The following is a 23,659-nucleotide window of genomic DNA, read 5'->3' as shown; positions in this document are numbered from 1 at the left end:
CTGGAACTGGTCCTTCCGGCGGCCCCTCATCTCCCCTGACGCGAATCACGAGAGGTCTTCAGCCTAATGTTCAAGAGGCTTCCCGGTGACGAGGCGCGCAACCTGGTCACCACCACCCCGGACACCGCCGTCGTCTTCCAACCGGCTGTCGTCCGCACGCCCGCCATCATCACCCTGGTCATCTACCTCTACCGCTTCCTCGTCGCCCTGGTCCGGACGATCTGGCGGCACCCAGTGGCGACGGCCGTTCCCGCTGCCCTCGCCTACATCTGGTACCAGTACGGCTGGCCGCTGGCGGCGTCCCTGTTCGGCACGGTCGTGCTGAGCCTGGTCTCCTGGGCCTTCATCGACCGGCCGTCCTTCGCCTGCCTCGTCGGCTGGCGGCTGCTGGCCTGGTGGCGGCTCATGTCGGTCTACCGCCGTCACTGGCAGTCCGTCATGGACGTCTCCGGTCTCGGCAAACGCGTCTACGGACGCACCTACCTGCCCTGGCTCGTCCGCGTCCAGTGCGACGGCTGGGCCGACCGCATCACCGTGCGCATGCTGCGCGGCCAGGCGGTCAAGGACTGGTCCGACCGCATCGACAACCTCGCCCACGGCTTCGGCGTCACGTCCTGCCGGGTGGCGCTCATCAAGGGCGGCAGACTGTTGCTCATCTTCCCGCGCCGCGACCCCTTGGCCACACCGATCCCCGCGCTACCCGTTCCCGACGAACCGACGGTGGGGCCGGTCGAGATCGGCAAGCAGGAGGACGGCCAACCTCTCAAGCTCAAGGTGCACGGCACCCACGTCCTGATCGCGGGCGCGACCGGGGCCGGTAAGGGGTCGTTCCTGTGGGACACGATCCGCGGTTTGCTCCCCGCCATCCGGGCGGGCCTGGCCGAAGTCTGGGCGCTGGATCCCAAGCTGATGGAGCTGTCCTTCGGACGGGAGCTGTTCCAGGGCCGCTACGCCGCCGATCCGGCCGACTGCGCCGATCTCCTCGACGAGGCGGTCAGCGTCATGCAGAAGCGTGCGGCCCGCTTCGCCGGTCTCCAGCGCTCCCATATCCCGACGATCGAGGATCCGTTCGTCCTGGTCCTGGTCGATGAGGTGGCGTTCCTGACCGCCTACCAGCCCGACAAGCAACTGCGGCAGCGCATCTCCGCCGCGCTGGCCACGCTCGCCACGCAAGGCCGCTCGGTCGGCGTCGGCGTCATGGCCGCCCTTCAGGACCCGCGCAAGGAGGTCATGAACATCCGCAACCTGTTCCCGGACAAGATCGCCCTCCGGCTGGATGAGTCCGAGCAGGTGGACATGGTCCTCGGCGACGGCGCACGCGACCGGGGAGCCCTGGCCGATCACATCTCACCCATCCCCGAGCAAGGGGCCGGCGTCGCCTACATGCGCCTGGAAACCTCACCCGAACCCATCCGGGTCCGCGCCGCCTACGTCTCCGACACCGACATCCGCGCCATGGTCGCCCAGTTCGGGGAGGCCGCATGAACCTCGCCCACGTCCTTAACGGGCTGCGCTGCGCCTCCTGCGGCACGCTGAACGCCCTGTGGCTCGACCTGGCCCGCGCCCTGGTCGAGTGCCGCGAGTGCGGCCAGACCGCGCTCATCCTCACCGACACCGACGAAGGGAGGTCCCTATGACCCATGCGCACGACCGCGCCCTACCCCGAGCGGTACGACTGGCCATGCCCCTGGCCCGCGACGTCGTCGAAGAGGTCGCCAAGCTGAACGGCGTCTGCATCCGACCCGTCCCGCTCAAGCGGCTCGACACCCGCACCGGCCAGTGGGAGATCATCGACGTCCCGTGCGGCTCACCGATGGACAGCAAGTGCCCGCCGTGTGCCAAGCGCAACAAGCAACTGCGCAAGGCCCAGTGCCGGGAAGGATGGCACCTGGACGAGGAACCCACCATCACCCCGGATGACCCGAACGAGGAACAGCGCTGGCTGGTCGAGTTCCGCGCCGACATCCAGGCCCAGCGCGACGAGGCCGCACAGGTCGGTGACGACACGACCGACTTGGACGCGGTCATCGAGGGCCTGGACGAGGAGATCAACGCGGCGGGCATGCGCGGCAATGTGCTCGGCCGGACGGCGTCCAAGCGCTCCCGCTCGACCAAGCGCAGGCAGGACGCACCAGACCTGCCCAAGCGCAAGATGGCCCACACCACGCTGGGCCGGACCTTCCAGGCCCCGGACGGCAAGACCTACCGGCCCTCGCTGTTCGTCACGCTCACCTTGCCCTCGTACGGCAAGGTCCGCGACGGCGTACCGGTCGATCCCGGCACCTACGACTACGCGCGTGCCGCCCGGGACGCGCTGCACTTCTCCAAGCTGGTGGACCGGTTCGTGCAGAACCTGCGCCGTGTGGCTGGCTTCGACGTGCAGTACTTCGCGACCGTGGAGCCTCAGAAGCGGCTCGCCCCACACCTGCACATGGCCATCCGTGGAACGCTCCCACGAGCGGAGATGAAGCAGATCGCGGCGGCCACCTACCACCAGGTGTGGTGGCCCTCCGTCGATCGCGTGGTCTTCGAGGGCGAGCACCTGCCCGTCTGGCAGGAAGAGGCCGGCTACCTCGACCCCGACACCGGAGAGGTCCTGCCCACCTGGGACGAAGCCCTCGACGAGCTGGACGCCGACGAGGACGCCGAACCCCTGTACGTGATCCACTTCGGCGAACAGGTGGACGTCAAGGGCGTGCTCGCGGGCACCAAGGACGCCGACCAGTGCATCCGCTACCTGGCCAAATACCTGACCAAGAGCCTCGGCGACGGACTCGACAACCAGGCCCAGCACGAGCACGCGGCCCGCTTCGTCGATGCCCTGCGCTACGAACCCTGCTCACCCACCTGCCCGAACTGGCTCCGCTACGGCATCCAGCCCAAGGGCGCCAAGGCCGGAATGGCACCCGGCCGATGCCGCTCCAAGGCCCACAAGCCCGAACACCTCGGCTACGCCGGTCGTCGGGTCCTGGTCTCCCGCAAGTGGTCGAACAAGACCCTGACCGAACACAAGCAGGACCGCCGTACCTGGGTCCTGGAAGCCCTCGGCAAGGCCGACGAACCAACAGACCCGCACCGGTACATCTGGCGTCCAATTCCGGCCGGAGACGCCAACGTGCCGCCACTGGCCGCGCGTCTCTTGCGATCCGTACGCGAGCGGCAACGCTGGCGCGCTCACATGGCCGAACTCCAGGCCAGAGCAGACGGACAAGATCTTTCGGCAACTCCGCAGGCAGCGTGAAGGGAGGCAGATACATGGACCAGCTACTGACCGTCGATGAAGCGGCCGAGCTGCTGCACACCTCGGTTCGCTTCGTCCGTCGCCTGATCTCCGAACGACGCATCGAGTTCGTAAAGGTCGGCCGACACGTCCGTATCCGCGAATCGGCCCTGATCGCCTTCGTCGTCGCGGGCACTGTCACACCACTCACGCGCAGCAACGTCACGGGGAGGGCTGCCTGATGGCCAATAAGGATGGTCACCGGCGTTTCGGCAATATCCGCAAGCTCCCGTCCGGACGCTTCCAGATTCGCTATCCCGGCCCAGACGGCGTGATCCACACAGGTACGGCGACCTACGGCACCAGGACGGACGCCGATCGCGCTCTGACGCTCATCGAAGCGCAGATGATCTCGGGGGAATGGACCGACCCCGAGCGCGGCAAGATCGAGCTGGCCGTCTACGCGCGGGACTGGATCAAGGAGCGTCCGGGACTGCGGCCGAAGACTTTGGAGCTGTACACGTGGCTCCTGGAACGTCACATCGTCCCGACGCTGGGCAAGGTGCCCGTCGGCAAGCTGACGGCGAAGACGGTCCGTGCGTGGCGTGCCGGACTTCTCGACCGTGGGGTCTCCGTTTCGACGGCGGCGAAGGCGTACCGCCTGCTTCGGGCCGTGCTGATGACGGCGGTCGAAGAGGACAAGATGATCAGCCGCAACCCGTGCCGGATCAAGGGCGCGGGCAATGAGCACACCCCGGAACGCCCGGTGCTCACCGTGGCCCAGGTCTTCGAGCTGGCCGACCGGATGGCCGACCGCCGTTTCAGGGCCATGGTCCTCCTGACCACCTTCGCCAGTCTGCGGTGGGGTGAGGTGACGGCACTTCGCCGGTCGAGCATCGACCTGCAAACCCGCACCGTCAACGTACGGGAACAGCTCCTCGAACTCGACGGCGGCGAGATGCGCCTTGGACCACTCAAGTCGAAGGCTGGCCGACGAACCGTCAGCATCCCCTCGGTGATCATCCCGGTCCTCGCCGAACACCTGGCGACGTACGTGGATGAGGCCGAAGACGCCTTCGTGTTCCTCGGTAAGCGCGGGGCGTTCCTCCGGGGAAGCAACTTCCGGCGTGAGGCCAAGTGGGCCGACGCGCTCAAGGAGATGGGCGTGCAAGGGCTGCACTTTCACGATCTCCGGCACACCGGCAACACCCTGGCGGCCCAGTCAGGAGCGAGCCTCGCCGATCTCAAGGCACGCATGGGACACGACAGCGACCGGGCCGCGCTCATCTACCAGCACGCCACCCGAGACGCTGACCAGAAGATCGCCGACGCACTCTCGGCCCGCGTCAAAGCCGAGCAGAAGAAGGCGAAGAAAAAGCCCAAGAAGGGAGATGACGACGGCAGCACGGGCGCGCTGGTCCCCGCAGGCTAATGGCACGTTAATGGCACGGACACCCCGTCACATGATCAGTGGCGGGGTGTTTTCGCTGGTGGAGCCTAGGAGATTCGAACTCCTGACTTCCTGCTTGCAAAGCAGGCGCTCTGCCAACTGAGCTAAGGCCCCTTCGACGAAGATAGCTTACCGGGCGGAAGAAGCCACCTGCGTCGTACCAAGGTCGTCACTCAGGACCAAGCCAGGAAAATCCGCGATCGAGTCCAGGATGTGTGTCGCTCCGCCCTTCAGGAGGCGTTCGCGGCTGTGTACGCCGGTCATCACCCCCGCCACGATCGAGGCCCCGGCTCGTTTGCCGCAGAGCATGTCGCTCTCCGAGTCGCCGATGACCGCCACCTGACGTACGTCATCGACCCCCAGGCGGAGCACCGCGTGCAGGACCATGTCCGGCCAAGGGCGGCCGCGACCGCCGGCGTCCTCGGGGGAGATGGCGAGGTCGATCTTGTCGTGCCAGCCCAGGTGGCTCAGGATGCGGCTCAGGGTGGCGCGGCTGAAGCCGGTGATCAGGGCGAGCTTGATGCCGGTGCCGCGGAGCTTGTCGAGAACCTCCAGGACTCCGGGCACGGGTACGAGACCTGCCCGCTCCAACGCACCCTCATAGGAGCGTTCGAACGTCAGGTTCGCCGCCTGGGCCTGGGCCTCGTTCTCGGTGAAGATCCCGCGGAAGACATCGATCTTGGGGCAGCCCCGGGACCGGTGCACGTGAACCATGGCTCGCGCGTACGCTCCGGTCCCGGGCACTATGCCCTGAGTCGCGATCGCCTCGGCGAAGGCGCGCTCGACCATGGCGATGTCACCGACTGTGGTGCCTGCCAGGTCCAGGCACACCAGCTTGATGGGGACGACGTCACTCATCGCCTCGCCGGTCGGTTAGTTCTCGCTGCCGGTCGCCTCGGTCCAGAGATCGAGCTCTGCGCGGTCGGCCTGCACCTTACGCCAGATCAGCAACCCCCCAAGGGCGATCAGCGCCAGAACGAGCAGCTTCTTCACGGTGTGACCCCACTTCTTAGACGGCCTCACCTGCCGGGGTGAGACCCAACGGTTGACAAGCAGCCTAGCAAGGGATGGCTGCGCTCCCTGTGTTGCGCACGAACCAGATGTGCGGAATGTGCGAAGGGCGGGCGTTCAACCCCTGGTGGGGCCGCTATATCTGTCTCTTCTTGGACAACATCCCAGTCAACAACATTTCCGAGCGACAAGATGATTTCGGTCACGAGTGACGGGGTGATGGATGGATAGCTGGTGACGGTTGGACAACAGCTCGATCATGCCAAAGATCCCGCCCTGACGCGCACAGTAGCCAGGTGGTGGCCTGTCCAGATGACCTCTTGTGAGAGGGGGCGACGGCTGACAGGTGGTCGCGGTCGTCCCTGCGCTGCTGTTGTCCCTGCACAGCGACGCAGGGGGCAACGGCGGCGCACAGATGGGTGATCAAACTCACGGCGCTCGGTGGCGCTTGACATACCCCTAGAGGGTACGTACTCTGCGATTTCAAATACCCCAATGGGGTATTAGCGGGCAAACCGATGCGACCGCCGGGCCGTATCTCCATGTGAGACGACGATCTGAATACCCTAGGGGGGTACGGTGTTAGACTCGAAACAGCGGAGACCAGAGACGCGCGAGGAGCCCGCCATGAGCACCACCACCTACACCGTGCACGGCATGACCTGCGGCCACTGCGTGAGCTCGGTCAAGGAGGAGGTCGGCGAGGTCGCCGGCGTCACGAACGTAGAGGTGGATCTGCCCATCGGACTGCTGACCATCAAGAGCGACGCCCCCGTGGACCCGGCGGAGATCACCGCCGCGGTCGAGGAGGCCGGTTACGAGATGGCGGGCCCGTCATGAACACGGCCACCAAGCTCGGCTCGTACGCCCTGGGCCTGGCCGTACTCTTCGGCGGCGCCCTGGGCGTGGGCAAGGCAGTGGGCCCGACGACGAAAAGCGCGGCCGCACCACACGTGGAAGAGCACGCCACGGCCGCCGCACCACATGCGGAGGAGCACCCACAGCAACAACAAGCGCAGAGCGATACCCCCGGGGGGCTCCAAGTGTCGCAGAACGGCTACACCCTCAACCCGATCACCTCGATCACGACCGGTGTCCCGACGGACTTCAAGTTCACCGTGATCGCCCCCGACGGCAAGCCACTCACCGACTACCAGGTCGAGCACGACAAGAAGCTGCACTTCATCGTCGCCTCCCGCGACCTGACCAGCTTCCAGCACATCCACCCGAACCTGGCCGACGACGGCACCGGCACCTGGTCGGTCAAGCTGACCCTGCCGAAGCCGGGCGCGTACCGTGCCTTCGCCGACTTCGTCCCCAAGGGCGGCGAGAAGCTCACCCTGGGCGTGGACCTGCAGGCCGCGGGCGACTACCGCCCCGAGCCGCTCCCCCACGTCAGCCGTACGGCGGCCGTCGACGACTACACTGTGAACCTCTCCGGAGACCTCGTCCCAGGAAGGTCCAGCAAGCTCACGCTCACGGTCAGCAAGGACGGGGAGCCGGTCACCGACCTGCAGCCCTACCTCGGCGCGTACGGCCATCTGGTCGCCCTGCGCGCCGGCGATCTCGCCTACCTGCACGTGCATCCGGAGGAGAGCGACAAGGCGGGCCCGGAGATCGTCTTCTACGCGGAGGTGCCCAGCCGCGGCGACTACCGCCTCTTCCTCGACTTCCAGCACGAGGACAAGGTCCGTACGGCGAGCTTCACCGCCACGGCCACCCTCTCCGACGGCCACGCCCCCTCCGCCACCCACAGCCACACGCAGTCAGCTTCTCGGCCGTAAACGACCGAGCTTGCAGCTCCTCGCCGTCGATGGCGTCGACGGTCTGGTCCGCGTCAGGCAGCGTGACTCACTGCCCAGCCCGTCACGCCGCGTGCGGCGATGTTGCGGGCTGCGTTGACATCGGCATGCTCAGCGAAGCCGCACGACGTACAGGAGAAAGAGGCTTGATCGAGCCGGTTGCCGCGGTCCACATGCCCGCACGAAGAGCATTGCTGGGAGGTGTAGGCCGGATCGACGTGGATGACGGCGACCCCGGCGCGGGCCGCCTTGTAGGCGATGAAGGCTCCGAGCTGGTGGAAGCTCCAGGAATGCAGCGTGACCCGCTGGGGCTTGCGAAGCCGTACCCGGTCGCGGATGCCTTGGAGGTCTTCCAGGGCGATGCCGTTGCCGGTGCGTTCTGCCTCGGTCACGATCTGCTTGGCGATGACATGATTGGTGTTGGTGGCGAATCGCGCCTCGGCCCGGCGCCGCTTTTTCAGCAGTCGCCGGGCGGACTTGGTCTGCTTGGCCTGCAACCGGCGGGGCAGCTCGCGCCGGCGGTGGCGGACGGCGTTCAAGGCCTTGCCGCAGTGTCGGCTGCCGGTGCTGGTGGTGGCGATGGCGATGATCCCGCCGTTGCAGTTCACGTACTGGCAGTGGTTGACGTTGGCGGCGCCGGTGGTGGCATACGCGGGCTGGCCGTTCCACAGGGCGGCGTGGACGAATCTGCGATGACCTGCGGGTCGCGGCGGATGCGATCCGACTGTCCCGTCGCACGCTGTCCACCATCAAAGGCAACCTGTTCTGGGCGTTCGCCTACAACGTGGCCGCTCTGCCGCTGGCCGCCCTCGGCCTGCTCAACCCGATGATCGCGGGAGCGGCGATGGCCTTCTCCAGCGTCTTCGTGGTCACCAACAGCCTGCGCCTACGCCGCTTCTCCTGACGGCCGGCGCCATCGCGGCGCCGGCCAGCACGAACATCGTGCCGGTCAGCAGCCAGCCCAGCGTCCCCCCGCCGAGTACGAGCGTGGTGAGCACGACAGGGCCCAGCATCCTGGCCACGGCCACGCCGGTGCCGAAGAAGCCCTGGTACTGCCCCTGCCGATCGTCGGGGGCGAGCGTGAAGGCGATCTCCCAGCCGCCCGCGGCCAGCAACATCTCGGCGGTCACCTGCAGCAGCGCCGCCACGATCAGGAACATCCACCCGTACGGGCTCAGCGCGAACACCACGCAGGCCCCGAACATCAGCACCCCCGCCCGCCGCACCGCCGCGGAGGCGTCCCGCAGCCCCTTCACCCGTCGGGCCACTCGCACCTGGAACAGCAGCACGCCACCCGTGTTGATCAGCAGCAGAGCCGAGAGCACCCAGGTCGGAGCACTGGTGCGGGCGGCGATCCAGAGCGGCACGACCAGGCTGAGCAGCGGCATGTAGAACAACATGACGGCGTTGATCAGCGTGACGAGCGCGAAGGGCCGGTCCCTGAGCACCTCCAGGCGAGACCCGGAAGGCGCGCAAGCCCGTACGGAAGGCAGCCTGAGCAGCAGCCCGGCGGCCACGAGGAAGCTCATGGCGTCGAGCGCGAACACCGCCAGATACCCCTCCCGGGTTCCGAGGTACAACGCCACTCCGCCCACCGCCGCCCCGGCGGCCAGGCCGCCGTTGAGCGTGGCCTGCGACATCGCCCGTACGCGGGTGCGCTCGGACGGCTCGACCAGGGCGGCGAGCAGGGCCTGGCGGGCGGCCGACAAGCCGGTCTGCGCGGTGCCGTACAGGCAGGCGACCAGGACGAACGGCGCGAACGAGCGCACGAACAGGAACGAGGCGACCGCCGCGGCGGTGGCGAGGGCGAGCAGGACGGCGACGCCGCGCGGCCCGCGCCGGTCGGCCAGGTGCCCCAGCGGTACGCCGGCCACCGCGCCGACGCCCCAGCCCAGTGTCAGGCCGAGGCCGATCTGGGTGGCCGGCAGGCCGACGATCTGGGCGAAGTAGAACGCGGAGGTGACGAGGTACACGCCGTCGCCGATGGAGTTCGCGAGTTGCGCGTGCGCGAGGACCCGAGAGGACATGCACTCATCCTCAATCCCACCTTGTCCCGATATAAGCTCCAATATCTGGTGAAATGATTGGGCCAAGATGGATGTTCACATCAGCCTCGAAGGCCGCGGTGACCTGGCCGCACAGGTGTATCGCCAGCTCCTCGACGCCATCCTGGACGGCCGGCTGCGATCCGGCGAGCGGCTCCCCCCGACCAGGGAGCTGGCCCGCCGCCTGGAGATCTCCAGGAACACGGTCGCCCTCGCCTACGACCGCCTGGGAGCCGACGGGTTCGTGGTGGGCCGGGCGGGCGCGGGCACGTTCGTCTCGGCGGCCCCGGTCAGAGGCAGAGCCGCCCCGAAAGGCGTCGTATCCCCCCGTCCCATCTGGAAAGACGTGGAACCCCCGAAAGGCCCGACCAAGGCCCGGTACGACTTCCGCGTCGGCATCCCCGACGCCCGCCTGTTCCCCATGGAGACCTGGCGCCGGCTGGTGTCGCGCGAACTGCGGGTGAGCGCCGCCGGATACGGCGATCCGACCGGCCACGAGCCTCTGCGCGAGGCCATAGCCAGGCACATCGGCCTCAGCCGCTCGGTCCACGCGGGCCCCGGCGACGTGCTGATCACCAATGGCGCCCAGCAGGCGCTGGACCTCATCGGCCGCGTCCTGATCGAGCCGGGCGACGTCGTCGCCGTCGAGGAGCCGGGCTACCCGCCGGCCCGCCTGCTCTTCCGCTCGCTCGGCGCCAGGGTCGCGAGCGTGCCGGTGGACGGCGAGGGCATCGACGTCGCGGCGATCCCCCGGGCGGCGAGCCTCGTGTACGTCACCCCGTCGCACCAGTTCCCCCTGGGCACGCCCATGTCGCTGGCCCGCCGCGCCGCCCTGCTGGCCTGGGCCGAACGCCGCCGGGCGGTGATCATCGAGGACGACTACGACAGCGAGTTCCGCTTCGGCGAGCGCCCGCTCGAACCCCTCCAGAGCCTCGACCGCGCCGGCCGCGTCATCTACGTGGGCTCGTTCTCCAAGACCCTGCTCCCGATGCTCAGGCTCGGCTTCCTGATCGCCCCCGCCTCGCTCGCCCCGGCCCTGCGCGTGGCCAGGCAGCTGTCCGACTGGCACGGCGAGCTGCCCACGCAGGCCGCACTGGCCCGCTTCATCGACGAGGGCCTGCTGGCCAGGCACATCAGGAAGGCCACCCGCGAGTACGCCACCAGGCACGCCATGATCGCGGAGGCGCTCAGGGCGTACGTGGTCCCGTCCACGGCGGGGTTGCACCTTTGTGCCCTCGGCGTCTCCGTGCGTCCAGGACCTGATCTCGCGGTGGAGACCCTGGAGGCGTACTGCGGCACGACTCCGGCCAGAACCGGCCTGGTCCTGGGCTACGGCGCGATCGGCACGGACGCGGTCCCCGAGGGCCTGCGCCTGCTCAGGTCACGGATGTCGGCGCGTCCAGAACCGCCGCTGGCGCTCCCCTGACATCTCGGGGTCGTCGGGCGGCGAGGGCTGCTGCACGATCACGATCGTCGTACGGGCGTGCCGCGCGCAGTACATGCTGGTCGAGGGCAGGAAGATGCGGCTGAGCAGGCCGCGCCGCCCCCTTCCGAGCACCAGCAGGTCGCCCTCGCGTGCCAGGTCGACGAGGTGGTAACCGGGGTCGCCGACCCTGGCCACCACGGCCGTCGTGAGGTCGTCGGGCACTCCGCCCGCGACGTCCTCGAACACGCTCGTGACGACCTCCGTGCAGCGCGCCTCCTCGCCCACCCTGACCGCGTGCTGCACGGGCAGCGCCTCGGGGAAGGGATGGACGGGTGCGCGGCTCACGTGCACGGCCACGAGGGCCATCCGGTGCAGCCTCGCCGCGCCGATGGCCCAGGCCAGCGCCCAGCGCGCGGCCGGCGACTCGTCGACCCCGACGATGAGCCGCGCACCGCCGGGCAGATCCTGTTCCACGGTGCCTCCTGTCGAAGTACGACCATAGTGCGCCACCCCGCTGGTTACCGGGAGGTGGCACTTTGGGAACTCTGGAGTCCCTTGCGAGAGCGGGCGTAGCATGCGGGGGTGGAACGAGGGTGGGTGCGGCCCCGTCCCGCCCTCGACCGGCGGCTTGACGGGGCCCTTGTGCACCGGCTCACTGCGCTCGTGGCTACCACGGGCTATGGGAAGTCCACCGCGCTCGACGGCTGGAGCCTGGCCGTGGGCGCGGTGTTGCACCGGCTCGGGCCCGCCGACCGTGACCTGCCCACGCTGGCCGGGGCGGTGGCCGCCGCGCTGTCCGGCAGGGTGCCCGAGTTACCCGCCGACCTGGTGACCGCGGCGGGAGCGCCGCTGGGGCCGGGCGCGGACGAGTCGTCCAGGGCCGCGGCGCTGGCGGGCGCGCTGGCCGAGGCGCTGGCCGTGCTGTTGCGGCGCGGGCTGGTCGTGGTCTTCGACGGCATCGAGGCGATCGCGGGCGCGCCGGGGCCTGTCCGCTATCTGGAGACGCTGGTCAGGGCGGCGCCCCGGCATCTGCACCTGGTGATGGCGTCGCGGGTGCCGCTGCCGTTCCCGACCGCCCGGCTGCGCCAGGACCACGAGGTGCTCGACCTCGACGCCCTCGACCTCGCGCTCACCCCGGACGAGACGGCCGCCTGGGCGCGGGCCCTGCTGGGGGAGGCGGGCTCGGCCATCGCCGCCGAGTTGCACCGCACCTGCGGCGGCTGGCCGGCCGCGGTGCAGGCCGCGCTCGACGCGCTGGCCCGCGAGGATCCCGCTGCCTGGCGCGGCACCGTGGCGGGCCTGACCGCGAACTCCGCCACGCTGGAACGGCTCACGCTGGCCGCGTTCGAGGACCTGCCCGCCGCGATGCGCGAGTTGTTGCGCGCCGCGACCGTGCTGCCGGTGCTGACCCCCGGCCTGGCCGCCACGCTGGGCGCGCCGCCCGACACGCTGACCGCGCTGGCCGGGCGCGGGCTGTTCCTGGAGGCGGACCAGGACGGCCATCGGCTGACCTCGCCCGGCGGGCACGTGCTGGCCAAGCACGCCCCGCTCGACCGGCACGAGGCCCATGACGTGGCCGCGGTGGCCGCCCGCTGGTACGTCGAGCACGACCGCCCCGAGCTGGCCCTGCGCGCCGCCGTCGCGACCGCCCACCCCGGTCTGGCCGCCGCGCTGCTCGACGCCCACGGCCCGCGCCTGGCCGAGCGCGGCGACGTGCCGGCCGCGCTGGAGTTGTTACCCGAGGCCGTCAGGCGCGCTCCCGCGATGCTCAAGCTGGCCGGGGTCGCCGAGCAGAACCGCGGCCACTGGCCCCGGGCCCGCGAGTTGTTGTCCCAGGCCGCCGAGGGGCCCGCGTTCGACGCGTCGGTGGCCAGGCGGCTGGCCTTCATCGACCACATGCGCGGCGAGCTGGACCAGGCCATGGCCATGTACGAGCGGGGCTACGCCCACGGCCTGCCGCCCGCCGACGCCGCCATGTGCGCCGCCTCCATGGCCTCGGTCCACTGGCTGAAGGGCGACCGCGCGGCCTGCGCCGAACTGGTGGACAAGGCGATGGAGCAGGCCACGAGCCTGGGCGATCCGAGCGCCCTGGCCATGGCGAACACGGTCCTGGCCATGTTGTCGGCCCTCGACGGCGACCGCCGCGCGAACGACGCCTACTACCTGCGTGCCCTGGCCTACGCCGAGCGGGCAGGGGACATGGTGCAGCTCATCCGCATCCACGCCAACCGGGCCTCGCGGTTCCTGGACGAGGCCGCGTACGAGGAGGCGCTGGCCGAGACGGAGATCGCCGGCCGGTTGTCGGACCTGGTGGCCTTCGCCCCCTTCGCCGCCCTGAACGTGGCCAACCGCGCCAAGGCGCTCATCGGCCTGGGCCGCCTGGAGGAGGCCGCGACCGAGGCCGCCGACGCGGCGGCCAGGTGGGAGGCGATGGGCTCAGGCCTGACCGGCGCGGGCCTGAACCGGCTGGCCGCCGTGCACGCCCTGCGCGGCGACCGCAGGACGGCGGCGGCGCTCTACACGCGGGTGGTCGTCCAGGCGACCCCGTCGGGCGAGGTGCAGGCGCTGTCCCAGGCGCTCAACGGGCTGGCCGACGTGCTGGCCGAGGAGGATCCCGAGGAGGCCACCCGCGTCGCGCGGCGGGCGCTGGAGCACGCCGACGGCATCGCCGGGGTGGCCGCCAGGGTCGTGGCCGCCCGGGTGGCGCTGGCGGCCGGGCGGCGGGAGGACGCCAGGGTGCTGCTCGACCAGACCGAGCCGATCGCGGTGGCCCGCAGGGACCACGCCGCGCAGGCCGCCGTCGCGGAGTTGCGCGCCGAACTCGACGGGGACGCCCGGCTGGCCGAGGAGGCGGTACGCAGGTGGGCGACGCTCGGCGACCCCATCGGGCGGGCCAGGGCCGAGCTGGTCAGGGCCGCCCTGTCCGATCCCGCGACCGGCGGCGAGGTGGCCGTGGCGGTGCGCGAGCGCATGCACGCGATCGGCTGCCGGGCGCTCGACGGCCGGATCGAGGCGCTGATCGCCCGCACCTCTCCCCCGCGCGTGGCGAAGCTGCTGGTCGAGACCATGGGAACGTTCCGGGTGGTGCGCGGGGCGGTGCCCATCCCGCGTACGGCGTGGCAGTCGCGCAAGGCGCGTGACCTGCTGAAGATCCTGGTCAGCCGCAGGGGGAGCGGGATCGGCAGGGAGCGGCTGGTGGAGATCCTCTGGCCGGAGCAGGAGGACGAGGCGGTGGGGCTGCGGCGGCTGAACGTCATGGTGTCCACGTTGCGGGCCGTGCTCGATCCGGGGCACGAATGGCCGGCGGACGAGATCGTGGTGTCGGATGAGGGCGCGTTGCGGCTGGAGCTGGCTCACGTACAGGTCGATGTAGAGATTTTTATGGATCTGGTGGCTGAGGCCGTGCGGCTGGATCAGGCGGGTGCGCCGGAGGCGCTGGAGCGGTGGGCGGCGGCCGAGAACTCCTACGGCGGGGAGTTCTGCGAGGAGGACCCGTACGCGGACTGGGCGGTCGGGCTGCGCGAGCAGGCCAGGCTGGCCTACGTGCAGGCGGCGGCCAGGCTCGCCACGGCCAGGACCGGCGAGCAGCGCTACGACGAGGCCGCCCGCTACTGGCTTCGCCTGCTCGAACGCGACCATTACGACGAGCGCGCCCACCTCGGCCTGGTACGCGTCCTCGACCTGTCCGGGCGCCGGGGCGACGCGCGCAGGCGCTATCAGCTCTACGCGGAACTCATGCGCGAGCTGGAGGTGGAGCCCGCTCCGTATCCCACCTGAACCAGACCTGAACCGCTCGGGGAGATCGTGAACAGATGAGAACGGTCATCGTCCGGCTGGTCGAGCCCGAGCAATCCGGCGGCCAGCTCCGCGGGCTGCTCGAAGAGGTCGGGGGCGAGCCGGTGCCGTTCAGCGGCCAGGAAGCCGTCATCGACCTGCTGCTCGCCGCCGCCGGCCTGAAGCGGGACCCGGCCTGAACCTCCCGCGAACTTCTCTCGCCACGATGAAGTGGCGAGAGGGGAGGCACGATGAGCGAGCACGGGAGCGGCTGGCCGTTCGTCGGGCGAGGGGGGCCACTAACGACCGTACGGGAGAAGTTGCGGTCGGGAGCAGGCATGATGATCGCCGGGGCGGCAGGGGTAGGCAAGAGCAGGCTGGCGGCGCAGGCGTTGACCGGGTTACCCGGGTACACGGTCGTGCGCGCGCTGGGCACGGAGACCGCGGCGATGATCCCGTTCGGGGCGTTCGCGCACGTACTGACAGGGCCGCCGCGTGACGGCGAGAACCTGCTGCGCTGGGCCGCGCGCCACCTGCGCGACCTGGCGGGGCAGCGCGGGCTGCTGGTGAGCGTGGACGACGCGCACCGGCTGGACCCGGCCTCGGCGGCGCTGGTGCACTATCTGGCGGAGAAGGAGGAGGCACGTCTGCTGGTGACGGTCAGGTCGGGGGAGCCGCAGCCGGATCCGGTGATCGCGTTGTGGAAGGACGAGCTGCTGGAGCGGATCGAGCTGCCGCCGCTGACCGTGGCGGAGGTCGGGCAGGTGCTCGCGGGGGCGCTCGGGGGTGAGGTGGTGGCGGAGACCGTGCGGCATCTGGCCAGGGTCAGTGAGGGGAACGTGCTCTACCTGCGTGAGGTCGTGCACGCGGGACGGGCCGCGGGCTGCCTGACCGAGCGGGACGGCGTGTGGCGCTGGCGCGGCGAGATGTCCATGTCGACCCGGCTGCGCGAGCTGGTCGGCGACCGGCTCGGCCACCTCGACCAGGACGAGCGCGAGGTGCTCGAGCTGGTGGCGTTCGGGGAGCCGCTGGGTACCGAGCTGCTCGTGGAGCTCACCTCGGCGCGGGCGGTCGAACAGGTCGAGGCCCGCGGGCTGGTGGTGACCGTGGACGACGGCCGGCGCGAGCACCTGCGGCTGGGCCACCCGCTCTACGGCGAGGTGGTACGCGGTGACTGCGGCACGCTGCGGGCCAGGCGGCGACTGCGGACGCTGGCCGAGTCGCTGGAGGCCACGGGCCTGCGGCGGCGCGAGGACGAGCTGCGCGCGGCCGTGTGGCGGCTGGACAGCGGTTCTGTCACCGACCCCGCGATGCTGGCCTCGGCCGCGAAACTGGCCTGGGGCAGGCAGGATCCCCGGCTGGCCGCCCGGCTGGCCAGGGCCGCGATCGACGCGGGGGCAGGAGTGTCGGCGGTCGCGCTGCTCGGCGAGGTGCTCATGGTGCTGGGCGACGCGGACTCGGCGGTGACCACGCTGCGCCTGGCGGCGCGGGACGCGGTGACCGAGAGCGAGCGCGCCCAGCACGCCTTCAGCCTGGGGGTGAACCTGGCGTGGGCGGGCGCGGACGCGGAGGCGTGCCACGTGCTCGACACGGCGATCTCGACGCTGAGCGATCCCGGGTGGCGGCAGCAGGCCTACGCCTACCGCGCGGTCACCGACTGCTTCGCCGGCCGGCTCACCGGGGCCGCGCAGGCGCTGGCCGGGGCCAGGGCGTGCGTGCCGGGAACCGTGCGGGGCATGGCGCACACGGCATCGCTGGAGGCGTGGGTCGAGGCGTACGCGGGCCGTACGGAACGTGCCCTGGCCGTGGCCGATCGCACGATGGCGACGGTCGAGACCTGGCAGCACGAGGCCCCGCACGCGCTGCCGACGTTCCTGGACGCGCTCTGCGCCGCGCAGGCGTTCTCCGGGCGGCTGGAGGCGGCGGCGAGCACCGCGGAGCGCGGCATGGAGCTGCCCGCCGCCGAGTTGTCGGTGACCGGTTTCGGGGCCTATCGGGCGATGGTCGCCCGGTTGCGCGGTGACGCCGAGGAGGCGGTGCGCTGGTGCAGGGACGAAATGGCCAGGCTGGCCGTGCGGGAGCCGTATCTGGGGCGCTGCGTCGCCGAGCAGGCGCACGCGCTGGCGCTGCTCGGCCGGCTCGGCGAGGCCAGGCGGTCGCTGGCCGAGGCCCAGGAGATGACGGCGCGGTGGGCCTTCACCCGGCAGCACACGCTGCACGCCGGGGTGTGGGTGGCGGCGGCGAGCGGCGACCTGGAGGAGGCCGTACGGCTGTGCCTGCTGTCGGCCGAGCACGCGGAGCGGCACGAGTTGCGCGGCGCCCTCATGTTCGCGCTGCACGACCTGGTACGCCTCGGCGTCCCGTCGCCGGCCGTGGACCGGCTGCGGGCGCTGGCCCTGGAGATGGAGGGTCCGCTGGCGGCGCTGCTGGCCAGGCACGCGCTGGCCCTGGGGGATCCGGACGCGCTGCGGGCGGTGGCGGCGGAGTTCGAGCGGAGGGGGATGATGTTGTACGCGGCCGAGGCCACCGCCCATGAGGCGGCCGCCTACCGGGAGGCCGGCCGGGGCACGCTGGCCAGGGGTGCGGAGACGCGGGCGTGCGCGCTGGCCAGGCTCTGCTCAGGGGTCTCGACTCCGGCGCTGGTCGAGCTGGCCACGCCGGAGCTGACGCCGCGGCAGCGGGAGATCGTTCAGCTCGCGGCGGCCGGGCTGACGAACCGGCAGATCGCCGATCGGCTCACGTTGTCCACGCGGACGGCGGCGAACCATCTGCAGGCCGCGTACGAGAAGCTCGGCGTGAACGACCGCACCCAGGTGGGCCGCCTGCTCACGGCGCTCTAGACCAGCTTGAGCAGGCCGTCGTACAGGGCCTCCCGTTGCTCTTCCGACAGGACCCTGTACGGCGCCGCGGCCCGCCGGTTCGTCTCCGCCTCGATCTCCGCGTGCAGGGGCCCGTCCGTCAGAGTGACGATCTCGCTCGCGGACAGGCCCCGCGCCTGCCAGGCGGCGGCGTGGGCGTCGGCGCGGTGGTACCGGAACGCGGCCAGCCGGTTGAACAGCAGCAGCTCCGGTGCCGCGGCCTCCGGCTCGTACGGCGGCGCCACCAGCTCCAGCGCGCCGCCGGGCAGCCGCTCGGCCCCGTCGAGCACCCTGCCCACCAGCCCGTCCAGGTCGCTGCCCGCCCAGACGCGTTCGGCCGCGGTGGCGTGCAGGTCGTACAGGCGGTGGACGAAGTCGAGTCCCTCGGCCGTCAGCCGCAGCGCCCCGTCGCCGTCCTCGGTCAGCGTGCCTTGGCTCACGTGCTCCCGAAGGCTCGGTTCGCGCTCCGCCGCGTCGCCGTAGCGGTAGATCGTGGCCAGCTCAGGACGGGTCACCGGGCGGAGGGGGAGGGTGAAGCGCAGGTCGTACAGGAATCCGGGGGTCACGCCCGTGGTCTCGGCCAGCTCGGCGACGGCTCTGGCGGCCGCGGCGTGCACGTTGACGTGGGCCACGTTGATGATGGGGGCGAGGGCCGCCGCATATTCGGACAGGTCCTGAAATTTCGGCATCAGGTGGATTATGCGGCTATCGGCCCCGGCTTCGCAGCCGATCGCGCTGCGGGGTTTCACGTGAAGCATGCCTAGCCGTATCGGCCGCTGGAGGCCGGGCGCAGGGCGGCGGCCAGGTCGTCGGCGAGCGGCTCGATCTCCGCCACGTCCAGGGAGGAGATCGTCAGCCGCAGCGCGGGCGGCGTGCCGATCCGGTTCCTGGCCCCGGGCGCGCAGGCCCAGCCACGCGCCAGCACCCGAGTGATCGCGGTGGACTCGTCCGCGACGGGGATCCACACGTTCAGCCCGCTGCGGCCGTACGCGGGGATGTCACGCGCGGCCAGCGCCGACACCAGCCCGTCCCTGCGCCCCGCGTACGCCGCCGCGACCACGGCGGTGTCCACCGCCCCGGTACGCCAGAGGTGGGCGACGCCACGCTGCAACAGATGGCTCACCCACCCTGCGGCCAGCCGCTGCCGCCCCCGCAACCGGCCCAACGTCACCGGATCGCCGGTGATCAACGCCAGCCGCAGATCGGGCCCGAACGCCTTGGCCGTGGAACGGGTGAGTATCCACCGCGACGTGACGCCGGCCAGCGGATGCAGGGGCAGATCCACGAACCCGGAGCCATGGTCGTCCTCGATCAGCAGCACCTCCGGATACGCCCGGAGCACCTCCCGCAACTCCCCCGCCCGGGCGGCGGAGACGGCGGCCCCGGTCGGGTTCTGGGCACGGGCGGTGATCACCACGGCCCGTGCCCCGCCACGCAGCGCCCGCCCGAGCTCCTCCGGCAACGGCCCGTCGTCGTCGAGCCGCATCGGCACCGGCCGCAACCCCATGACGGCGACCAGGTCGAGCAGGGCCGTCCATCCCGGGTCCTCGACGGCGATCGCGTCCCCTGGTCGCAGGTGGGCGGCCAGCACGCGCTCTACCGCGTCGAGGGTGCCCGAGGTGATCGCCATCGGCGACGGCGGCACCCCGTCCGCCAGCAACCGCTCCCCTGCCAGGCTGAGGAGTTCGTCATCGTCGCCGGTCCCGTACATGGCGGGCCGCTCCTCATGCGCCCGCGCCGCGGCGGCCAGCGCCTCGTGCAGCGGCGGCAGCAGCCGGGGGTCGGGATTGCCCTTGGCCAGATCGCGCACCCCCTGCGGCACGTCGATGCGGATCTCCTCCCGGAACGTGCTCGCCGGCCGCGACCTGACCCGCGTCCCGCGTCGCCCCGCGGTCTCCACGACGCCACGCTCGCGCAGCAGCCGGTACGCCGCCGCCGCCGTGCCGGGACTGACCCCGGCCCGCACCGCCACCTCACGCACCGGCGGCAACATCGTGCCTGGTGAAAGCCGCCCTTCGGACACGGCGACCTCCACCCCGGCCGCTATCTCACTGGCCGTCCCACCCGCGATCGTGTATGTTTCCAGCACAAAATCCATTATGTACTAACACAAAGAGGCATCGTGCTGATCCACCCCTGGGACGCCGCCCAAGACGACGACGAATGGCGGAGCTGGCTGCGTACCCGCGACTTCGGCCAGATCGCGGTGAACGGTGTGGACGGCGCGGCCCCGGTGCTGGTGCCGACCCACTTCCTGTACGACGGAGCCACGGAGGTCGTGCTCCACCTGGCCAGGCCCAACCCGATCTGGGCGGCGCTGGAGGCCAACCCGGTGGCGGTGGTGAGCGTGCACGACGACTACGCCTACATCCCCACCGGCTGGCGCGACGACTCCCCCGAGAACGGCGTGCCGACCAGCTACTACGCCTCCGTGCAGCTCGTCTGCCAGGCCGAGATCGTGGACGACAGGGAGGGCAAGGCGGAGATCCTGCGTCACCAGCTCGCCCACCACCAGCCCGACGGCGACTACGGGGAGGTGGCCGCGGACGCGGGGCCGTACCACAAGAGGTTGTCGGCCATCCGCGGCCTGCGGCTGCGGGTGGTGGACGTGCGGGCCAAGTTCAAGTACGACGCCCATCGCCCCGAGGTCCACGAGCGCGTCGCGGCCGGGCTCGCCGCGCGCGGCCTGCCGGGAGACGCCGCCGCCCTGTCCCACCAGCTCAGACGGACCAGCTGAAATGATCGCCAGGATCTGGCACGCCACCGCCACCCCCACCGGCGCCGAGGCCTACGAGCGCCACTTCACGACCGCCGTCCTGCCCGAACTCCAGGACGTGGCCGGCCACCGCGGCGCCTACCTTCTCCGGCGCGCCACGGGGGACCATGTCGAGCTTCAGGTCGTCACCCTCTGGGAGTCGCTCGAAGCGATCAAGGGCTTCGCGGGGGAGGACATCGACACGGCGGTCGTCGAGCCGGACGCCCGAGCCGCCCTCCTGACGTTCGGCACCACAGTCACCCACCACGACGTCCTCGCCGCCACTCCTGAGCACTGACCCACAGCCTGTGGATAACAGGCCCAATCTGTGGATAACTCCACGACGCCCCAGCGCTCCGGGGCCGCTGTCCGCAGGGCGGACAGCCCCGCGCCCGACCGTCCCCGAGGCCCCCGGAGCACGCGTCGACACCGACGCCGTGTCCCCCGGCCCCCACCTCGGCCGACAGGACGTTTCCCCAGTTCAGCGCCATGCCGACCCGGCTCGCTCGCCCGGGCGCGACAAGCCCGCCGCCCATTACCACACCGCCCGGACTCCTCAGGATGCAAACCGGATGACGGGGCGTGACGGGCCTCCCGACAGCGCTGAGCACCGTCACGCACCGATACCCACACCCTGTGGACGACGGTGGGACAAACGCGCCCCCTGAGCCCTACGAAAAGTCCCCGGCCGGCCCAGGGACATCCCCGAAATGAGAGGAGAAGTCACCAGGTCCAGTACGACCGAGCCTCCGACTTCCATTCCTTCGGGAAGTACTGATGGATCTTGAACGCCATCCCCTTCCCCCGCGCGAGGTACTGGTCGCGCTCCAGCTTCCTGGTGATCGGCTTACCGGGGCTCCCCTGGTTGTCCCACCAGGACTCCCACTGCTTGACGCAGGTCTGGTTGCCCAGGTACTGGTTGGAGCAGGAAGCGGCGGGCGACCAGATCTGGGTGTGCCCGAAGTCGACGACCTTCCCGGACGACTGCTCGGTGATCGTCCCCCAGGCCTTCAGGCAGTACCCCTGAGCGGGAATGTCCCACTTGACGTAGTGCTGCCGCCCAGAGGTGGCGAGAGTCTGCAAATTTCCGCACTTGGCGTCACCGATCTGCTCCTTGGTGACCCTGACGTCGTAGTACGTACCGTTGTCCCGCCATCCATCCAGCATCAGCCAGTTACCCGCACGGACGAACTTCTCCGCGTAGCTCGGCGGCCAGGTCTTCGGGTCTCCCCAGCTGATCTCCGACGTCGTGGACGACAGCGGCTTCCACGTCCACTGCCCGCCCACCTGCCCATCGGCCCAGTGCTGCCCGGCGCTGCGCTCGGCGAAGCGGGAGTACTGCCCGTAGTTCTCCGCCGCCTGAGCCGGCCCGGTCATCCCCCCGAGCACGGCGACCGCCGCCGCCCCCACGACGGCGGCGGACCGCACGCTAACCCTCTTGATCATCACCGGCAGCACGGTACCCGCAACCCCGCGCCCGCCGGCTCAGATCAAAAATCCTCGAACCTACAGCGGACGCCTCATGATCGCGAAGACTCCCCATCCGAGGTATTCGCGCTGGTAGAGGGCATGCCGAACCGGCGCCGTCGTCAGCTCCGCCCGCATCTCCCCCGCCAGCTCATCGTCGGGATGGCCATCGAGCCAGCGCCGGACGCTCAGCCACTGCGCCGCCGCGTACCTGTCCCAGCTGTCCTGATCGGCCAGGACCATCTCGACGACGTCCCACCCGAGCTCCCCGAACCGGGCGAGCAGCCCGGGCAGCGAACGAAGCTCGTCCGCTCTTCTCATGTGACAACCTTCGACAGTGGCCTGATCCGGCGGATCGATCCGCCAGTACGGCTCCCCGACCAGCAGGAGACCACCGGCACGGAGGCTGCGTTCGAGCAGTTCGAGGGTGCCGGTCAGACCGTCCCCGATCCAGGTCGCGCCGATGCAGGACGCGACGTCGACCGGCTCGTCGGCGACATGGCCCGAGGCGTCACCGTGGACGAAGGTGACACGATCGGCCACTCCCAGCTCCACGGCCCGCTCCCGTGCCGCCGTCGTGAACACGGTGCTGACATCGACTCCGATGCCGCTCACCCCGTGGTCGCGCGCCCAGGTGCACAACATCTCACCCTTGCCGCTGGCCAGGTCGAGCATCCGGGTGCCGGCCGGCAGGGCCAGCGCCTGGCCCAGGGTGGCGAGCTTGCCGGGGGTGAAGGGGTTGAGGATGCGATGGCCGCTCTCGCGGATGGTGAAGCTACGTGGAAGATCCACTTCTGAGATTCCTAACGGTCGAAGACGCGATTCGTACGTGACTGAGCCGGATACGCGCCCGAACCGTCATGCAATGCACCTCTTCACGTGGAACCGATGGTGCGCGCGAGGTTAGAACAGCCCTGCCCGCCCCGTCCACTGGTTATTCCAGCGATATCGCTGATACGTTTCCACTGATAATTTCAATGATATCGTCATAGTGATTCCATCGATAGGAGCAATCGTGATCATCGTGACCGGGGCGAGTGGCCTGCTCGGCAGTGCCGTCGTCGCCAACCTGCTCGACCGCCTGCCCGCCGAGCAGATCGGCGTGAGCGTCCGCGACCCGCGGCAGCTCGCCGACCTGCAACGACGCGGCGTACGAGTCCGCCAAGGGGACTTCGCCGACCCCACGAGCCTGGAAACGGCCTTCGAGGGCGCGTCGGCCGTGCTGATCGTCTCCGTGAACGGCATCGGCGACGACTCCGTACGACAACACCGCAACGCCATCACCGCCGCCGTGGCGGCGGGGGCGAAACGCATCCTGTACACCAGCCACATGGGCGCCGACCCGTCGTCACCGTTCCCCCCGATGCCGGACCACGCCGCTACCGAGGAAGCCCTGCGAGCAGCGGGAACGGCGTTCACCTCACTGCGGAACGGCTTCTACGCCTCGACGGTCCCGATGTTGCTCCGCAAGGCTCTCGAAACCGGCGAACTGCGCGTACCGGAGGATGGACCCATCGCCTGGACCACCCATGCCGATCTCGCCGAGGCCGCCGCGCGCATCCTCGTCGACAGCCCGTTCGACGGCCCCACCCCGCCGCTGACCGGCCCGGAGGCGATCGACATGAGCCGCGTGGCCGAGATCGCCGGCCGGGACATCCGGCACGTCGTCATCTCGGACGAGGAGTACCGGCACGACCTGCTCGCCGCCGGCCTGCCCGCCCCTGCGGCCGACATGCTGGTCGGCATGTTCGCCGCCGGCAGGCGCGGCGACTTCGGACCCGCCGACCCCGCGCTGGCCACCCTGCTCGGCCGCCCTGCGACGACGATCGAGCAGTTCCTGCGCGCCTGACT

Annotated in this window: 23 protein-coding genes, 1 tRNA gene and 1 pseudogene; 15 read left to right on the top strand and 10 right to left on the bottom strand. The window is 70.5% G+C overall.

The genetic code is table 11. The annotated features are described in order from the left end of the window. The first annotated feature begins 66 nt into the window (after window positions 1-66). The 5 genes from ACFPZ3_RS33050 to ACFPZ3_RS33030 are packed head-to-tail and all read left to right on the top strand — an operon-like array spanning window position 67 to window position 4,652. Window positions 67-1,485, top strand: a complete 1,419-nt coding sequence (locus ACFPZ3_RS33050; RefSeq protein WP_379518220.1) for an FtsK/SpoIIIE domain-containing protein — start codon at window positions 67-69, stop codon at window positions 1,483-1,485. Continuing rightward, entirely contained in the window at window positions 1,482-1,637 is a 156-nt protein-coding gene (locus ACFPZ3_RS33045; RefSeq protein ID WP_379518219.1) for a hypothetical protein, read from the top strand. The genes ACFPZ3_RS33050 and ACFPZ3_RS33045 overlap by 4 nt, the downstream gene beginning before the upstream one ends. Further along, window positions 1,634-3,241, top strand: a complete 1,608-nt coding sequence (locus ACFPZ3_RS33040) for a replication initiator (RefSeq protein ID WP_379518218.1) — start codon at window positions 1,634-1,636, stop codon at window positions 3,239-3,241. The genes ACFPZ3_RS33045 and ACFPZ3_RS33040 overlap by 4 nt, the downstream gene beginning before the upstream one ends. A 14-nt stretch (window positions 3,242-3,255) precedes the next feature. Further along, a complete protein-coding gene (locus tag ACFPZ3_RS33035; RefSeq protein WP_138664004.1) occupies window positions 3,256-3,462 on the top strand; it encodes a helix-turn-helix domain-containing protein in 207 nt (68 codons plus the stop codon). Continuing rightward, window positions 3,462-4,652, top strand: coding sequence for a tyrosine-type recombinase/integrase (locus ACFPZ3_RS33030; protein ID WP_379518217.1), 1,191 nt, complete (start codon window positions 3,462-3,464; stop codon window positions 4,650-4,652). Before ACFPZ3_RS33035 ends, ACFPZ3_RS33030 begins: the two co-directional genes overlap by 1 nt. A 56-nt stretch (window positions 4,653-4,708) precedes the next feature. Here the strand turns inward: ACFPZ3_RS33030 and ACFPZ3_RS33025 are convergent. The 3 genes from ACFPZ3_RS33025 to ACFPZ3_RS33015 form a co-directional block, all read right to left on the bottom strand. Beyond that, window positions 4,709-4,784 (bottom strand) — tRNA-Ala (locus ACFPZ3_RS33025). A gap of 15 nt (window positions 4,785-4,799) precedes the next feature. Then, window positions 4,800-5,528 carry an HAD-IA family hydrolase gene (locus ACFPZ3_RS33020; protein ID WP_379518216.1) on the bottom strand — a complete coding sequence of 243 codons (729 nt, stop codon included), beginning with the start codon at window positions 5,526-5,528 and terminating at the stop codon, window positions 4,800-4,802. 15 nt (window positions 5,529-5,543) lie between these two features. Beyond that, window positions 5,544-5,663, bottom strand: coding sequence for a DLW-39 family protein (locus tag ACFPZ3_RS33015; protein WP_020542320.1), 120 nt, complete (start codon window positions 5,661-5,663; stop codon window positions 5,544-5,546). Between the two features lie 645 nt (window positions 5,664-6,308). Here ACFPZ3_RS33015 and ACFPZ3_RS33010 point away from each other — a divergent pair. Both ACFPZ3_RS33010 and ACFPZ3_RS33005 read left to right on the top strand, forming a co-directional pair. Then, window positions 6,309-6,521, top strand: a complete 213-nt coding sequence (locus ACFPZ3_RS33010; RefSeq protein WP_379518215.1) for a heavy-metal-associated domain-containing protein — start codon at window positions 6,309-6,311, stop codon at window positions 6,519-6,521. Beyond that, complete coding sequence (locus tag ACFPZ3_RS33005) at window positions 6,518-7,465, top strand: hypothetical protein (RefSeq protein WP_379518214.1); 948 nt, start codon at window positions 6,518-6,520, stop codon at window positions 7,463-7,465. The genes ACFPZ3_RS33010 and ACFPZ3_RS33005 overlap by 4 nt, the downstream gene beginning before the upstream one ends. A gap of 53 nt (window positions 7,466-7,518) precedes the next feature. On the opposite strand, the gene ACFPZ3_RS33000 is transcribed toward ACFPZ3_RS33005, so the two are convergent. Continuing rightward, the gene (locus tag ACFPZ3_RS33000; RefSeq protein ID WP_379518213.1) at window positions 7,519-8,091 is read right to left on the bottom strand and encodes an RNA-guided endonuclease InsQ/TnpB family protein; all 573 of its coding nucleotides are present in this window, start codon (window positions 8,089-8,091) and stop codon (window positions 7,519-7,521) included. Here ACFPZ3_RS33000 and ACFPZ3_RS70325 point away from each other — a divergent pair. Continuing rightward, window positions 8,017-8,387, top strand: a pseudogene (locus tag ACFPZ3_RS70325) (heavy metal translocating P-type ATPase); the annotation flags it as partial. The gene ACFPZ3_RS33000 and the pseudogene ACFPZ3_RS70325 overlap by 75 nt on opposite strands. Here the strand turns inward: ACFPZ3_RS70325 and ACFPZ3_RS32995 are convergent. After that, the gene (locus ACFPZ3_RS32995; protein WP_379518212.1) at window positions 8,353-9,510 is read right to left on the bottom strand and encodes an MFS transporter; all 1,158 of its coding nucleotides are present in this window, start codon (window positions 9,508-9,510) and stop codon (window positions 8,353-8,355) included. The pseudogene ACFPZ3_RS70325 and the gene ACFPZ3_RS32995 overlap by 35 nt on opposite strands. Before the next feature lie 67 nt (window positions 9,511-9,577). On the opposite strand from ACFPZ3_RS32995, the gene pdxR reads away from it, so the two are divergent. Then, entirely contained in the window at window positions 9,578-10,954 is a 1,377-nt protein-coding gene (pdxR, locus tag ACFPZ3_RS32990) for a MocR-like pyridoxine biosynthesis transcription factor PdxR (RefSeq protein WP_379518211.1), read from the top strand. Here pdxR and ACFPZ3_RS32985 read toward each other — a convergent pair. After that, complete coding sequence (locus ACFPZ3_RS32985) at window positions 10,910-11,428, bottom strand: universal stress protein (protein ID WP_379518210.1); 519 nt, start codon at window positions 11,426-11,428, stop codon at window positions 10,910-10,912. The two genes, pdxR and ACFPZ3_RS32985, sit on opposite strands and share 45 nt — an antisense overlap. A gap of 189 nt (window positions 11,429-11,617) precedes the next feature. Here ACFPZ3_RS32985 and ACFPZ3_RS32980 point away from each other — a divergent pair, with 189 nt between their 5' ends. Genes ACFPZ3_RS32980 through ACFPZ3_RS32970 form a run of 3 tightly spaced genes read left to right on the top strand, consistent with a single transcriptional unit; the run spans window position 11,618 to window position 17,568 of the window. Further along, window positions 11,618-14,731: a BTAD domain-containing putative transcriptional regulator gene (locus ACFPZ3_RS32980; protein WP_379518209.1), complete on the top strand. Its 3,114-nt coding sequence runs from the start codon at window positions 11,618-11,620 to the stop codon at window positions 14,729-14,731. Window positions 14,732-14,766: 35 nt separating this feature from the next. Further along, entirely contained in the window at window positions 14,767-14,928 is a 162-nt protein-coding gene (locus ACFPZ3_RS32975) for a hypothetical protein (RefSeq protein ID WP_379518208.1), read from the top strand. Window positions 14,929-14,979: 51 nt separating this feature from the next. Next, the gene (locus tag ACFPZ3_RS32970) at window positions 14,980-17,568 is read left to right on the top strand and encodes a LuxR C-terminal-related transcriptional regulator (RefSeq protein ID WP_379518207.1); all 2,589 of its coding nucleotides are present in this window, start codon (window positions 14,980-14,982) and stop codon (window positions 17,566-17,568) included. Here the strand turns inward: ACFPZ3_RS32970 and ACFPZ3_RS32965 are convergent. After that, the gene (locus ACFPZ3_RS32965; protein ID WP_379518206.1) at window positions 17,565-18,275 is read right to left on the bottom strand and encodes a hypothetical protein; all 711 of its coding nucleotides are present in this window, start codon (window positions 18,273-18,275) and stop codon (window positions 17,565-17,567) included. The two genes, ACFPZ3_RS32970 and ACFPZ3_RS32965, sit on opposite strands and share 4 nt — an antisense overlap. Before the next feature lie 71 nt (window positions 18,276-18,346). After that, a complete protein-coding gene (locus ACFPZ3_RS32960; RefSeq protein WP_379518205.1) occupies window positions 18,347-19,684 on the bottom strand; it encodes an aminotransferase class I/II-fold pyridoxal phosphate-dependent enzyme in 1,338 nt (445 codons plus the stop codon). A gap of 24 nt (window positions 19,685-19,708) precedes the next feature. Here ACFPZ3_RS32960 and ACFPZ3_RS32955 point away from each other — a divergent pair, with 24 nt between their 5' ends. Both ACFPZ3_RS32955 and ACFPZ3_RS32950 read left to right on the top strand, forming a co-directional pair. Then, window positions 19,709-20,323 carry an FMN-binding negative transcriptional regulator gene (locus ACFPZ3_RS32955; RefSeq protein ID WP_379518204.1) on the top strand — a complete coding sequence of 205 codons (615 nt, stop codon included), beginning with the start codon at window positions 19,709-19,711 and terminating at the stop codon, window positions 20,321-20,323. A gap of 1 nt (window position 20,324) precedes the next feature. Further along, complete coding sequence (locus ACFPZ3_RS32950) at window positions 20,325-20,639, top strand: antibiotic biosynthesis monooxygenase family protein (protein WP_379518203.1); 315 nt, start codon at window positions 20,325-20,327, stop codon at window positions 20,637-20,639. 425 nt (window positions 20,640-21,064) lie between these two features. Here ACFPZ3_RS32950 and ACFPZ3_RS32945 read toward each other — a convergent pair whose 3' ends face one another. Continuing rightward, window positions 21,065-21,787, bottom strand: coding sequence for a hypothetical protein (locus tag ACFPZ3_RS32945; RefSeq protein ID WP_379518202.1), 723 nt, complete (start codon window positions 21,785-21,787; stop codon window positions 21,065-21,067). Between the two features lie 60 nt (window positions 21,788-21,847). Next, window positions 21,848-22,600 carry an SAM-dependent methyltransferase gene (locus tag ACFPZ3_RS32940; RefSeq protein WP_379518201.1) on the bottom strand — a complete coding sequence of 251 codons (753 nt, stop codon included), beginning with the start codon at window positions 22,598-22,600 and terminating at the stop codon, window positions 21,848-21,850. A gap of 223 nt (window positions 22,601-22,823) precedes the next feature. Between ACFPZ3_RS32940 and ACFPZ3_RS32935 the strand changes: the two genes are divergently transcribed. Next, on the top strand, window positions 22,824-23,657 hold the full coding sequence (locus tag ACFPZ3_RS32935) for an NAD(P)H-binding protein (RefSeq protein ID WP_379518200.1): 834 nt from the start codon (window positions 22,824-22,826) through the stop codon (window positions 23,655-23,657). Window positions 23,658-23,659 lie beyond the last annotated feature (2 nt).

Source organism: Nonomuraea insulae, assembly GCF_042656245.1.
This window is presented reverse-complemented; position numbering and strand designations above follow the sequence as displayed.